The 12317-nt window shown below is 69.1% G+C and carries 15 protein-coding genes and 1 pseudogene; 7 read left to right on the top strand and 9 right to left on the bottom strand.

Going from position 1 to position 12317, the window contains the following annotated elements:
* The first annotated feature begins 4 nt into the window (after positions 1-4).
* Positions 5-1378 (top strand): dihydrolipoamide acetyltransferase family protein, encoded by a 1374-nt coding sequence (locus tag VSH64_RS36230; RefSeq protein WP_326567252.1) that lies wholly within the window; start codon positions 5-7, stop codon positions 1376-1378.
* Between the two features lie 45 nt (positions 1379-1423).
* Here the strand turns inward: VSH64_RS36230 and VSH64_RS36235 are convergent, their stop codons facing one another.
* From VSH64_RS36235 to VSH64_RS36255, 5 genes are all read right to left on the bottom strand, one after another.
* A complete protein-coding gene (locus VSH64_RS36235; protein WP_326567253.1) occupies positions 1424-1753 on the bottom strand; it encodes a hypothetical protein in 330 nt (109 codons plus the stop codon).
* Positions 1753-1932: a hypothetical protein gene (locus VSH64_RS36240; protein WP_326567254.1), complete on the bottom strand. Its 180-nt coding sequence runs from the start codon at positions 1930-1932 to the stop codon at positions 1753-1755. The genes VSH64_RS36235 and VSH64_RS36240 overlap by 1 nt, the downstream gene beginning before the upstream one ends.
* A gap of 12 nt (positions 1933-1944) precedes the next feature.
* Positions 1945-2286 carry a hypothetical protein gene (locus VSH64_RS36245; protein ID WP_326567255.1) on the bottom strand — a complete coding sequence of 114 codons (342 nt, stop codon included), beginning with the start codon at positions 2284-2286 and terminating at the stop codon, positions 1945-1947.
* A 60-nt stretch (positions 2287-2346) separates the two neighbouring features.
* Complete coding sequence (locus tag VSH64_RS36250) at positions 2347-2613, bottom strand: hypothetical protein (RefSeq protein WP_326567256.1); 267 nt, start codon at positions 2611-2613, stop codon at positions 2347-2349.
* A gap of 174 nt (positions 2614-2787) precedes the next feature.
* Positions 2788-3708, bottom strand: a complete 921-nt coding sequence (locus tag VSH64_RS36255; protein ID WP_326567257.1) for a helix-turn-helix transcriptional regulator — start codon at positions 3706-3708, stop codon at positions 2788-2790.
* Positions 3709-3838: 130 nt separating this feature from the next.
* Between VSH64_RS36255 and VSH64_RS36260 the strand changes: the two genes are divergently transcribed.
* Both VSH64_RS36260 and VSH64_RS36265 read left to right on the top strand, forming a co-directional pair.
* The gene (locus VSH64_RS36260; protein WP_326838125.1) at positions 3839-4405 is read left to right on the top strand and encodes a TetR/AcrR family transcriptional regulator; all 567 of its coding nucleotides are present in this window, start codon (positions 3839-3841) and stop codon (positions 4403-4405) included.
* 65 nt (positions 4406-4470) lie between these two features.
* Entirely contained in the window at positions 4471-6369 is a 1899-nt protein-coding gene (locus VSH64_RS36265; protein WP_326567258.1) for an ABC transporter ATP-binding protein, read from the top strand.
* A gap of 212 nt (positions 6370-6581) precedes the next feature.
* Here the strand turns inward: VSH64_RS36265 and VSH64_RS36270 are convergent.
* Positions 6582-6674 (bottom strand): annotated as a pseudogene (locus tag VSH64_RS36270) (undecaprenyl diphosphate synthase family protein); the annotation flags it as partial.
* A 428-nt stretch (positions 6675-7102) separates the two neighbouring features.
* Between VSH64_RS36270 and VSH64_RS36275 the strand changes: the two are divergent.
* The 3 genes from VSH64_RS36275 to VSH64_RS36285 all read left to right on the top strand — a co-directional run bounded on the left by VSH64_RS36275 (position 7103) and on the right by VSH64_RS36285 (position 9348).
* Complete coding sequence (locus VSH64_RS36275; RefSeq protein WP_326567259.1) at positions 7103-8290, top strand: hypothetical protein; 1188 nt, start codon at positions 7103-7105, stop codon at positions 8288-8290.
* A 10-nt stretch (positions 8291-8300) separates the two neighbouring features.
* Positions 8301-8801: a P-loop NTPase family protein gene (locus VSH64_RS36280; RefSeq protein WP_326567260.1), complete on the top strand. Its 501-nt coding sequence runs from the start codon at positions 8301-8303 to the stop codon at positions 8799-8801.
* Between the two features lie 82 nt (positions 8802-8883).
* Positions 8884-9348, top strand: coding sequence for an FxsA family protein (locus tag VSH64_RS36285; protein WP_326567261.1), 465 nt, complete (start codon positions 8884-8886; stop codon positions 9346-9348).
* Here VSH64_RS36285 and VSH64_RS36290 read toward each other — a convergent pair.
* Genes VSH64_RS36290 through VSH64_RS36300 form a run of 3 tightly spaced genes read right to left on the bottom strand, consistent with a single transcriptional unit; the run spans position 9345 to position 11531 of the window.
* Complete coding sequence (locus VSH64_RS36290) at positions 9345-10238, bottom strand: YDG/SRA domain-containing protein (protein WP_326567262.1); 894 nt, start codon at positions 10236-10238, stop codon at positions 9345-9347. The genes VSH64_RS36285 and VSH64_RS36290 overlap by 4 nt on opposite strands.
* A 56-nt stretch (positions 10239-10294) precedes the next feature.
* Positions 10295-10897, bottom strand: coding sequence for an SCP2 sterol-binding domain-containing protein (locus VSH64_RS36295; protein ID WP_326567263.1), 603 nt, complete (start codon positions 10895-10897; stop codon positions 10295-10297).
* A 19-nt stretch (positions 10898-10916) separates the two neighbouring features.
* Positions 10917-11531 (bottom strand): SCP2 sterol-binding domain-containing protein, encoded by a 615-nt coding sequence (locus tag VSH64_RS36300; protein ID WP_326567264.1) that lies wholly within the window; start codon positions 11529-11531, stop codon positions 10917-10919.
* Positions 11532-11647: 116 nt separating this feature from the next.
* Between VSH64_RS36300 and VSH64_RS36305 the strand changes: the two genes are divergently transcribed.
* Positions 11648-12304, top strand: coding sequence for a TetR/AcrR family transcriptional regulator (locus VSH64_RS36305; RefSeq protein WP_326567265.1), 657 nt, complete (start codon positions 11648-11650; stop codon positions 12302-12304).
* The last annotated feature ends 13 nt before the right edge of the window (positions 12305-12317 follow it).

The raw sequence follows: 12317 nt of genomic DNA on the forward strand, positions 1-12317 counted from the left end.
GACCATGCCTGAGTTCAAACAGTTCCCCTTGTCCGACACGGCAGAGGGGCTGACCGAGGCCGACATCCTCGCCTGGCACGTGAAGCCGGGCGACGCGGTCACGGTCAACCAGATCGTGATCGAGGTCGAGACGGCCAAGGCCGCTGTCGAGCTGCCGATCCCGTGGGCCGGGGTGGTGACCGAGCTCCACGTGGAGGTGGGGCAGACCGTCGAGGTCGGGGCGCCGCTGCTGACGTTGGACGTGGATCCGGGTGGGAAGGCGGCTCCGGCTGCTGCGCCGGCCGAGGCTGCCGCGCCTGCCGCGGAAGAAGAGATGAAGCCGCTGGTCGGGTACGGCTCGAAGGCGGTGGAGACGAAGCGGCGGGCTCGTAAGGGCGCGGTTGCGGCTCCGGCTGCTGTGGTTGCCGTTGCGGCTCCTGTGGTTCCGGTCGCTCCTGCTCCTGTGGCCGCGGCTCCGGCGGCGCCTGCTCCTGCGTCTGCGGCTCCGGCTGGTGGTTACGTGCCGCTGGCCAAGCCGCCGGTGCGCAAGCTCGCCAAGGACCTCGGCATCGACCTGTACGCCCTCACCGGCACGGCCGACGGCGGCGTCATCACGCGGGAAGACGTCGAACGCGCGGCCAACGGCTCGGCGCCGGCCGCCGCCGCTGCGTCCACTGTAGACACCGCGTACGACCCCGGGACCCGCGAACGCCGGGTCGCGATCAAGGGTGTCCGCAAGGCGACCGCGGCCGCGATGGTGCAGAGCGCCTACACGGCACCGCACGTCACGGAGTTCCTGACCGTCGACGTCACGCCGATGATGGAGCTGCGCGAGAAACTGAAGAAGTCGCGCGAGTTCAGCGGGGTGAAGCTCACGCCGCTCGCCTTCGCCGCCAAGGCCGTGTGCCTCGCGGCGAAGCGCACGCCCGACGTCAACGCGGTGTGGGACGAGGCGGCGCAGGAGATCGTCTACAAGGACTACGTGCACCTGGGCATCGCCGCGGCGACCCCGCGCGGGCTCGTGGTGCCGAAGATCTTCGACGCCGACGCGATGTCGCTCAAGCAGCTGGCCGACGCGCTCACCGAGCTCACGGACGTGGCGCGCGAGGGCAAGACCACGCCCGCGGCGATGGCCAACGGCACGTTCACGATCACCAACGTCGGCGTGTTCGGCGTCGACACCGGCACGCCCATCATCAACCCGGGCGAGTCGGCGATCCTGGCGGTCGGCGCGATCCGCGACACGCCGTGGGTCGTGGACGGCGAGATCGTGGTGCGCAAGGTGATGCAGCTGTCGCTGAGCTTCGACCACCGCGTGGTCGACGGCCAGCAGGGCTCGGAATTCCTCGCCGACGTCGGCGCGCTGCTCGCCGACCCGGCGGTGGCGATCACGTACTGACGAACGAACCGGTTGCGGCCCGGTGGTTTCCGGGCCGCAACCGGCTCACCGGTTCCTGTGCCACAGCTTGCGCAGGAACCCACCCCTCGTTTCGATGGCCCGCGGCCTGCGGCGGGCCGCCATTTCGTCCAGCAGACGGCCGAGCTCCTGCTGGTAGTCGACGAGCAGAGCCTTCACGAGCTCGTGGCGCACCGCCGGGTCGTACTCGGCGTAGTGCGCGAACGCGGCCTCGTGGTACTTCCGGGCCGACACGAGGAACAGGTCGCGATCGGACGCCGTGATGAGGCCTTCGGCCAGCAGTTGCTGCAGCCGCAGCGCGGCCGGCCGTTCGATGAACGTCTGCACGAGTGCCTCCAGCTCTTCGGTGCCGGCCATCAGCGGCGCCGCCGGGCTTCGCTGATCTCGGCCTCCGCGGTCACCTCGGCGATGCTGAGCGCCACGCGGATCTCCTGGCGCTTCACCACGACCTTGCGATGCGCGGCCGCCGCCAGCTCCACCGCCTTGCCGAGCGGCCGATCGACCTCGGCCGCGGACCTCCTGATCAGTTCGGACAACGCGGTGCCTCCTCAACGTCGCAGCAGCCGGGCGATTTCCTGGCGCATCTCGGCTTCCAACGCCCTCGCGAGGGTCGCTTTCGCCTCCGGGTGCCAGTGGGGATCGGCGTCGATGCGCGCCATGCTCGTGTAGAAGCGCTCGATGGTCACGGTCTGCAGCTTGATCCGCCGGTCCACGCGCTGGCCCTGCAGCTCCACCTTGATCTCGGAGTAGGTGCGCGCGGCGACCAGCACGATCGACTTCACGAGCACCGCCGTCGGGAAGCCCAGGGCGTGGGCGATCGCGCTCACCACGACCTCCGCCAGATCGGCGTTGCCGCTCGCCGGCAGATCCCCGTTCGTGTCCTGAATCACGACCGGCACTTTTCGGCCGCCCGGCACCAGCTCGTAGCCCGTCAATTCGCACCCGTCCGTTCAGAAAACCAGAAAACCGATGACGACAAACGCGATGGCCGGCGCCAGCGTGACCAGGAACCCCTGCAGAACACCACTCACCGCCACTCCGGCGGCCACGTCGATCACGAACAGATCGATGCGGCTTTCGCGGTGCCCGCCGCGCGCTTTGCGTTGCCGGCTCAGCAATCCGGTGATGGGAACCGCCAGCAGCCGGCGCACCGTCCGACCGGCACCCGAGGCGCCTTTCAACGACTCGAACACACTGATCAGCGCCCACCTGATCAACGGGACAACGATGAACTTCGCAATTCCTATCGCAACCTACAACCACCAGAACGCGAGCGCGAATCCGCCCAGAACACTCCACACCGAATCGTTTTCAACCCGCACCCGACCATGTTATCCGCGTTACCACGGTTATTCTCTCGGCGCGAGAACGAAAAATGTACCCGCCGGCACTCATCCCGAGTATGAGCGGCCGCCGGCGTACCCGAGATAAGCCGAGATCTCCTCGGCGACCGTCGAGCGCCGTTCGGCGCCGTACTTGCGCAGGATGTTGCCCACGTGCGTCTTCACCGTGGGCAGGCCGATGTGCAGGCGCGTGGCGATGTCGTCGTTGCGCAGGCTCTGGGCCAGCAGCTCGGCGACGTCGCGCTCGCGTGGGCTGAGCGAGCCGAACCGGGCGGCGGCGTCACGGTAGCCGTCGAACTCGATCTCGGCCGACTCGATCTGCAGCCGCTCGCACTGACGTACCAGGTCACGCGCCCGCGTACCGAGGCGGTGGCCTTCCCGTTCGAGCTCGGCGGCGAGCTGCGCGACCGCCTGGCGCACCACGGCAACGCGTTCCACCACGAGCTCCGACACCGACCGCGACAGCACGCGTTCGGCCGCCGGCCGGTGCCCGTCGTCAAGCTGGGCCAGGAGCTCGGAGTCGCCGTAGCTGTCGGGGGTGTAGGTCTGGGCCGAGACGACGCCGATCACCTCACCGGTGTGCGTGCGGCGCATCGGGACCACGAGCGCGTCGGCCGAGCGGCGTTCCTTGTCGCCCCAGGGGATGCCGCGGTTGAGGATGGCGCCGGCGTCGGTGCGGAAGGCGTAGGAGGTGTTGTGGGCGCGCACCCAGCCCGTGGGGCCTTCGGGGTTGACCGGCCGGATGCCGGGCAGCGCGTATTCGGCGCCGTCGTATTGGTAGGCGTAGAGCACGTGGTCGGCGTCGCGGAAGAGCGCGACGAAAAACGCGTCCAGCGGCATCGCGTCGGCGACGATCTCGCGGAGGCGGTCGTACAGCGCGTGGTGGCTCTTCTCGGCCTCGGCGGACAGGAGGTCACGCGCCTCGCGGAGACGCTTCGCCGTGGGCTCGTCGAACGGCTTGCCGCGCACCGGCGCTCCCTCGGGTCGGCGGATGTGCGTCCCTAAGTCGACGGCGCGTCGCGCGGCGTTACCGAGTTGACGGAGTGAGCACTCACTCCGTACGGTGGATCGCATGGACACGAGGAAACGCGCGCCGGGAATGGCGCCCGACGACCGCCGCCGGATGATCGTGCGCGCGGTGCTCCCGCTGGTCGTGGAACACGGCCGCGGGGTCACCACCGCGCAGATCGCCCGGGCGGCCGGCATCGGCGAGGGCACCATTTTCCGCGTGTTCACCGACAAGGACGAGCTGTTCGACGCGTGCGTGGAAGCCGCGCTGGATCCGGGGGAGGCGTTGGAGATGATCGGGGAGATCCCGAGTGAGCTGGTATTGGAGCGGCGGCTCGCGGAGGCCGTCGAGGCGCTGTCGGCGCACTTGCAGCGCGTCGGCGCCGTGATGGCCGCGGCGGCGATCGGACGGCCGCGGCCGGAGGAGGCCCGCAACCGCAAGTCGGTGACCGGGGACAGCCGGCGTGAGTCGATGGAAGCGATGCAGCGCGCGGTGCGCGAGCTGTTCGTGCCCGACGCCGACCGGCTACGGCTGCCCGTGGACAAGGCGGCCTCGATGTTCCTGGCCATGCTGTTCGCCCGCGGCCGGTCGCTGCCCGGTGCGCCCGACACCGCCGAGCTGATCGACGTTTTCCTGCACGGTGCGGTGTCCGCGTGATCCCAGGCGGACGTGACGCTGCCGTGCGGGCGTTCGGCCGACGAGGCCGGCGCCCGGCACAGACCGTGCCCGACAGCGGACTGACCGGGCCCGTCGACATCCCGGAGCCGGAACAGCCTTCGCAGCCCAAGGACCTGAAGTCGCGCCTCGGCCGGTTGAAGACGTCGGTGTCCGGCACCGTGCGCGGCCTGCCGAAGGTCGCGCGGCTCACCTGGCAGGCCAGCCCCACGCTCACCATCCTGCTGGCGCTGGTCACGCTGCTGTCCGGCCTGCTGCCCACGGCCACGGCGTACATCGCGAAGCTGCTGCTCGACGCCGTGGTGGCGGCCATCCAGCACCGCGGCTCGACCGGCGACATCGTGCGCATCACGCTGTTCCAGTTCGGCGTGCTGGCGGCTTCGTCGCTGAGCAACGCGATCACCTCGATCGCGCAGACGCTGCTGCAGGAACGGATGACCCTCACCATCCGCCACCAGGTGATGGACCACGCGAGCAAGCTGCAGCTGGCGTACTTCGAGGGCAGCACGTCGTACGACATGCTGCGCCAGGCCGCGCAGGAGGCGCCGACGCGGCCGTTGTCGATGATGACGTCGGCGCTGGGGCTCGTGCGCACGGCGATCACGTTCGGCAGCATGATCGCGCTGCTGGTGTCGATCAGCCCGCTGCTGGCGCTGGTGGCGCTGCTCGCGCCGATCCCGGCGTTCATCTCGCAGTCGAAGTACGGGTCACGCGCCTTCTGGCTCACGTTCATGATGTCGCCGATCAAGCGGCGGATGGACTACCTGTCTTCGCTGGTCACCACCGATACGTACGCGAAGGAGACCAAGCTCTTCGGCCTCGGGCCGTACTTCGTGGAGCGTTTCCGGGCGCTCGGCGTGGTGTCGTACGACCGGCAACGGCGCCTCACGGTGCGGCGCAACGTGAGCTCCACGTCCTGGGGCCTGCTCTCGACGCTGGCCGGCTCGGCGATCGCGCTGTACATCGCCCTGGAGGCCGTCGGCGGGCGGTTGACCTTGGGCGACCTGGCTCTGTACACGGCCGCGGCGACTTCCGTGCAGGCTTCGGTTTCGGGGCTGTTCACGGCGTTTTCGGGGATGTACGAGAACAACCTGTACCTGGACACGCTGTACCGCTTCCTGGACACGTCGCCGGAGATCGTGGCACCCGCGTCGCCGCGGCCGCTGCCGTCCACTGTGGAAGGTCACATCCGCTTCGAGTCGGTGAGCTTCAGCTATCCGGGCGCCGCCGAGCCGGCGCTGGACGACGTGACGTTCGACATCCGGCCCGGCGAGACGGTGGCCGTGGTGGGGCGCAACGGGGCCGGCAAGTCGACCCTGTTCAAGCTCCTGTGCCGGCTCTACGACCCCACCGACGGCCGCATCCTGCTCGACGGCGTCGACATCCGGTTGTACGACCCGGACGAGTTGCGCACGCAGATCAGCGCGATGTTCCAGGACTACGTGACCTACCAGGGCACGGCCGCCGAGAACATCGGCCTGGGCGACCTCGGTCGTTTGGAAGACCGCTCGCACATCGAGTCCTCCGCCCGCCGCGCCGGCGCCGACGAGCGCATCGAACGCCTGCCTTCGGGGTACGACTCGCCGCTGGGGCGGTGGTTCGACCAGGGCGTGTCGCTTTCGGGCGGGGAGTGGCAGAAGATCGCGCTGGCTCGTGCTTTCCAGCGGGAGGCGCCGATTTTGATCCTGGATGAGCCGACTTCGGCGTTGGATGCGCAGGCTGAGCACGATCTGTTCGCGCGGCTGCGGTCGTTGGCGTCGGGGCGGACGACGTTGTACATCTCGCACCGGTTTTCGACGGTTCGACAGGCTGAGCGGATTCTGCTGCTGGACCACGGGAAGGTCGCGGAGTACGGGACGCATGAGGAGCTGATGGCGGCTCGGGGTGGGTATGCGGAACTGTTCACGTTGCAGGCGCAGGCTTATTTGGATGAGTTGCCGAGCTGAGTTGCTGGGTTGATTAAGGTCGGTTCGGGGGATGGTCTGGTGGGGCTCGGCTGGGGTTGATTCGCTGGGTCGCTGCGTGGCGTGGAGGGTCTTGGGGCGGCGGGGGTTGACTTGGCGGGTTGCGTGGCTCGGCTTGGTCGCCGCTTCGCCGCCCTGGGCCGAGTTCCGGCGGCAGGTGGGGGCGCGTGTTTTTCGCCGTACTCCGCGACCGGCGCGGACTGCCACAGCATGAAGTTCGACGTCCGCTGCTCGCCCGAGGGCCGCAGGTACAGGTCGACGTCGGGCATTTCCGGCTGGTACAGGTACGCCGGCGGCCGAGGCTTTCGGGATGGCTGCGCGGTTTGCGTTGACCTGCTCCGCGCCGGACCTCGACGTTGGTCGCCGCCTCCCGAGGAAGCGACCCGCCATGAGCCGGCGGTCTGTTCGGCCGGCGCAGACGGCCGCCGCCCGGCGCTTGCGCGCCGGTACCTCGCGGTGCTGGCAGCCCAGGCTCATGGCCGGAAACCACCAGCCCACTCGCCGTGCGCGGGCGGCGCTGCTTCTCGTGGGTGGCTTCGCCGCCGCAGCCGGGTGATCAGGCGGTGAAGCGGATTGACCAGCGCTGCGAGATCGATGGTGGTCGCTGCCCCCTTGAGCGAGCGACAGAACGGCGTGGTGGCTGCGTTGGCCGGCGGCGGTTCGTCGCGTTGTCGCGCCGTCCGCGGGCCTCGGGCGACAGCGCGGTGATCGGGCCGTGAAGCGGGTTGACCTGGCGCTCTGTTGGTTCGTGGTGGCGGGGGTCGTCCTGTCGCCGCTGTACAACACGGCGTTGGTGCGGGCGCAGCTGATCGGGGACGCACCGGTGGGCCTGGACGGCAGCGTGGCCGTGCTGTGCGCCGGGCTGGCGCTCGCGTGGCGCGCAACGCTGCGGCGCGGCCACCTCCGGGCCGACCCCGCCACGCTGGCCTGGGCGGACTTCGACGGCCGGCGTCCTGCCACCCTCACCCGGCGGCTGCTCGGCGGCTGGGCCGTGCGCTTCGCGGCAGCCGGATACTTCTTCGCGGTCGCCGGGGTGCTGATCGGGTTTCCGCCGAGCCTGGTGGAACCGGTCGGGCTGTACGTGTCCGTGGCGGCGCTGGCGCTCGTGATGGCTCGTCGGCGGGGGTTTCGCGGGGAGGCTGTGCTGCCCCTCGTGCCGGCGGTGCTCGGGGTGTTCCCGTCGAGTCCACTGTGGATCTTCGCGGTGGTGGCTTTGGTTGCGGCCCTCGGGTTGTCGTGGGCTCCTTCGGCGGCGCGGACGGCGTCGCGCGAAGAACTGGTGTCGCACTTCCGCGAACGCCTGGTTCAACGCACGGCCACGGCGTTCCTCGACGTCTGGGTGCTGCTTCCCGCCGGGCGGCCGGTGCCGGGGCTCAGCTTGGCGGGCCGCTACCCAGCGTTGCGCTTCGTCGCGACGGGGACTCTCGCGCGCCGCCACGCGCTGGGGTTGCCGGTGTTCCTGGCACTCGCCGTGACCGCGGTGCACACGACTTTCCCGGCGTTGACGTCCGTTTGGCTGCTCGGCGTCGGCGCTTACCTCGCGTTGCTGCCGTTCGCGGCGCCGATCGCGCAACTGCACCGCGTGCCGGCGCTGCGGCGCTGGCTCACCACGTCGGAGCTGCGTCTTCGGCTCACGATGGCGTTGGTGCTGGTCGTCTTGGCGATCGGCTGGACGGTGGCCGTCGCGCTGCTGGGCGTGCCGGTGTCGGTCGGGGCGGTCATCGCGGTGCTGGTGGCCGCCTACGCCGTGGTCAGGTCGGTGACGCGCGGCCCGCTCGACTTCGGCGCGATGAACCTCGTGCTTTACGAGGGCGTCCTCGTCCCGACCGGCCTCGTGCGGCAGCTCGCGCGCGGCCCGGACCTGCTGATTATTGGGCTGCTGATCTGCGGGTTCGTGCCTTAGGGTCGACGCGGTGAACCGGCGTGTCCTCGTGCTCGGCCCTTCCGGCAGCGGCAAATCCACCCTCGCCCGACGGCTGGGCGCTGCCCTCGACGTACCCGTGACCCACCTCGACCACCTCTACTGGCGCCCCGGCTGGGTGCCCGCGCCGCCGGACGAGTTCCGGGCCGCCGTGGCGACGGCCGCCGCCACCGAGGGCTGGGTGATCGAGGGCAACTACAGCTCCACCTTCGACCTGCGCCTGCCGCTCGCGGACACGGTGGTCTTCCTCGACGTGAGCCGGACCACCAGCCTGCGCCGCGTTCTGGCCCGCCACCTGCGAGAACGCGGCCGCGACACCCAGGCTCCGGGCTGCGTCTCGAAGGTCGATCGGGGGTTCGTGACGTGGATCTGGAACTGGCCGCGGACGCACCGTGATCGACTGCTGGCGTCGGTGGTGGCGGATGCTCCGCGGGCTCGGCACTACCTGCTGTCCACCAGGGCGGACGTCGAGGCGTTCTTGCTGGACGGGTAGCTGGGCCTCCGGGAATCGGCCGGCTTGGGGGCGCGGCTGCGGGTCTCGGGAGAAAATCGGACAGCTCGTTCGTTCAGTAGGTATGGCTGTCGCGTTCCTGCTCTACGTCATCGCCGAGGTCGCCGCGATCTGGGCCGTGGGTTCCCTGGTGGGCGTCCTCGGCACGATCGCGCTGCTCATCGCGGGCGCCTTCGTCGGCTCCTGGCTCGCCCGCCGCGAGGGCGCCAAGGCCATGCGCGCCTTCGTCACCAAGGCCCAATCCGGCCGCCCCGCCGACAAAGAACTCACCGACGGCATGCTCATCGCCGTGGGCGGCATCCTGATCATGGTGCCGGGCTTCGTGAGCGACCTGCTGGGGCTGTTCGTGCTCCTCCCGCCGTCACGCGCGCTGGTGCGCCGGTGGTGGCTGCGTCGGGCGGAGAAGCGGGCGATCAAGTTCGCCAACACCCGCCGGGGGCCGGTGATGGTGGTGGACAGCGAGGTCGTGGCCGAGGATCCGCGACCGACCAACCACCCGGTGATCGAGGGGCGCATCGTCGAGGGCTAGCCCTGGTGAGCCTCGCGATGGTGAGTGAGGAACTCATCGCCGATGATGTGCAGGTTATGCACGTGGAGTTTGTCGGCGGGCTTGCCATTCAACACAGCCGGCGCACCATTGAGTTGCAGTGACCGGTCTTCTTGCACGACCAGTGCGCCTGCGTCGAAGAGCACGTGGCAATTGGGGCACAAGCACAGCATGTTTTCGACTCTGTCTTCGCCTTGGTGCAGACCGCCCAGCGCTTGGATGTGTGCGCCCTCCGAGTACGCACCTTTGCCGACGGCGAGTCGGATGCCGCACATCTGACAGGTGTTGTCGTAGAGGTCCTTCACCCAGTCAGAGACCTTCGTTGCACGGATGATGCGCTGGACGCTCGTCGACCGCCGGCCCGGCACTGGATTGCCGATCGGCTGGTCAGGGTGCTGCACCTCGGCGGAAACCACGGCCTCGATCGGGGTGTACAGCGCATCAACAGTCTTGTCGATCTTGACCATCTCGAAGCGGCAGACCTTGAACGGTTTACCTTCTGGGTACACCAGCATGGACTCTTCAACACGGTAGAGGCCGTCGTAGCGGTAGCCGGCCTCCACTTTGCGGATAACCCGAACCGCCATCCCTTGAATCCGACTGGTCTCCAAAGCGGCGTTGCCAGGGGCCTCAAAGGTCTGATGCGCGATGGGATTGCGAGTTGCACGGTCCAGACCGCCATGGCCGGTGTAAAGGAGCCTTGAGCCCTCATCGATGTCGGGGTATCCCCCCGAAAGGACAACAGACTCCGCCCCAGTTGCACCGGTGCCGACGATGCCGGATTGCAGTGCTCGATGCACATCGGCATCGTAGGCAGCTCTGCGACTGGGGTAGATCCATCCCTCGTCCACACCTGCGATCTCACCGAACATGCTGATCACTGTAGAACGCGCCACCGACAAAATCTGCAACTTGCCAATCGTCCTGGCTACTCGCCAGAACTGGCCTTCGGGATGTCGAAGTAGCTCGAAAACCGCACCGCCGGCGCGTACTCGCCCTTGACCTTCACGCGGCCCGTCACGAACATCGCCGCCGGGGCGGCGGTGCCGGTGGCCATGCGGATGAAGTCGTCGACCGAGAGGGTGAGGGTGGTGTCCGGGGTGCGGGACAGGTCTGTGCTCGAGACGCACGCGCCGGATTCGATGACGGTTTGGAAGCGGTCGTAGCCGTCTTCCGTGGTGGCGCCGGAGAAGCGCCAGGAGACGACGAAGTCGACGTGGCGGGCGCGGTCGGGGCGGAAGTGTTCGGACATGCGGCGGAAGATCTCGTCGAGGAAGACCGCGCGGAGGTCGGGGTGGTCGGCGAGGGCCTTGAGTTGGTCGCGGGAGGCGCGGTTGACGACGTCGACCAGGGACTGTGTGGTGAGGGAGCTCAGTTCGATGCCGGCGCCGGCGGTTCCGAGCATGTGCAGGGTTTCCAGGACCTGCACGAACTGTGCGGGCGTGAGCTTGGCGACCTCGAGTTGGCGGGCGAAGCCGTTGACCGCGTGCCCCTCGGTGGCGGCGGAACGGGGACGCGAGAATCGGGACACGGGCGCGAAGTCTAACTGCTCAGGAGGGCTTCGGAAGGTCGAAATGACCGATCAGGCCGGCCGCGAAAGCCAGGTCGCCTTTTACCTTGATCTTGCCCGTCACGAAGAGCACGGCGGGCGTGGCCTGGTGAGTGATGAGGCGGAAGAAATCCACGGGCGACAAGGTGACCGTGACGCGGGGACGTCCTTCCGTGACCCGGGAAACCGTGCAGGAGCCGCCGGAAATGGCGGTGGCGTAACGGTCGTAGCCGCCGGGGCCGGTGCCGCCGGAGAGGCGCCAGTGGATGACGGCGTCGAGGGCGCGGTCGCGGCGGATGTGGGAGCCCATGCGGGCGAAGATTTCGTCGAGGACGCGGGCGCGCAGGGCGGGCGAAGCGACGACGGCCTCGAGTTGGGCGCGGGAAGCGCGGGAGACGAGCGTGGCGAAGCGGGTGGGGTCGACCTTCGTCAGAGAGAACGCCGGGGCCTGCTCGGACAGGCGAACGAGGGTGTCGAGGAGGCGGCGGAAGTCGACGCGACCGAGTTCGCGGGGGTCGAGGGCGTCGGCGACGGTGTTGACGTCGAGGCCGGTGAGGTCGGCGTGGTCGAGGGCGTCGAGGAGTGCGGTGCCGCGCAAGCCGGACACGTCGGCCATCGGATGCCCCTTCCGTGATCTTCCAGCAAAGGCTACCCATGAGTAGGTAAGCGGGCAAGCACGGGCCGACCACTGCGGCAGGTACCGTTTCCTGCTGGCGAGAGGGAGGTCGGAGAGTGCCCGACGAAGATCAGCGCCCGCCGGAGCGGGCCAGGCGGCTGCCGCGCGCGGTGCGGGAGCGGCAGATCCTGGACGCGGCCGTGCGCGTGTTCTCCCGCCACGGCTACCACGCGGCCTCGATGGACGAGATCTCCGACGTCGCCGGCGTCTCCAAGCCGATGATCTACACCTACCTCGGCTCGAAGGAAGACCTCTTCGGCAAGAGCATCCAGCGCGAGGCGACCCGCCTGCTCGAAGCCATCCAGGCGGGCGTGCAGCCCGATCTACCGCCTGACATGCAGCTTTGGCACGGGCTGCGCTCGTTCTACCGCTTCGTGGCCGAATACCGTGAGTCGTGGACCGTGCTGCACCGCCAGGCGCTCACCGTCGGCGGCGCGTTCGCGGCCGAGATCACCGCGATGCGCGGGCGGGCGATCGAACTCGTCGCCGCCCTTGTGGTGTCGGCCGGCACGCGCAAAGGCCTCGGCGACGCGGCCGAGTTCTCCGGTGCTGGGCTGGCCGCGGCGCTGGTGGGCGCGGCTGAGTCGTTGGCTGACTGGGCGTTGGATCATCCGGAGATTTCGGACAGTGTGCTGGCGTCGTGGCTGATGAACCTGGTGTGGCTGGGGTTCAACGACCTCATCGAGGGTGAGGTCTGGAAGCCGTCGGAATGACGGTCGCCGGCTG

Source organism: Amycolatopsis rhabdoformis, assembly GCF_035918295.1.
Lineage (GTDB): Bacteria > Actinomycetota > Actinomycetes > Mycobacteriales > Pseudonocardiaceae > Amycolatopsis > Amycolatopsis rhabdoformis.

Coding starts and splice junctions, on each gene's coding strand:
- VSH64_RS36230 (WP_326567252.1), top strand. CDS start 5: ATGCCTGAGTTCAAACAGTTCCCCTTGTCCGACACGGCAGAGGGGCTG.
- VSH64_RS36235 (WP_326567253.1), bottom strand. CDS start 1,753: ATGGCCGGCACCGAAGAGCTGGAGGCACTCGTGCAGACGTTCATCGAA.
- VSH64_RS36260 (WP_326838125.1), top strand. CDS start 3,839: ATGGCGCCCGACGACCGCCGCCGGATGATCGTGCGCGCGGTGCTCCCG.
- VSH64_RS36285 (WP_326567261.1), top strand. CDS start 8,884: ATGGCTGTCGCGTTCCTGCTCTACGTCATCGCCGAGGTCGCCGCGATC.
- VSH64_RS36290 (WP_326567262.1), bottom strand. CDS start 10,238: ATGTTCGGTGAGATCGCAGGTGTGGACGAGGGATGGATCTACCCCAGT.
- VSH64_RS36300 (WP_326567264.1), bottom strand. CDS start 11,531: ATGGCCGACGTGTCCGGCTTGCGCGGCACCGCACTCCTCGACGCCCTC.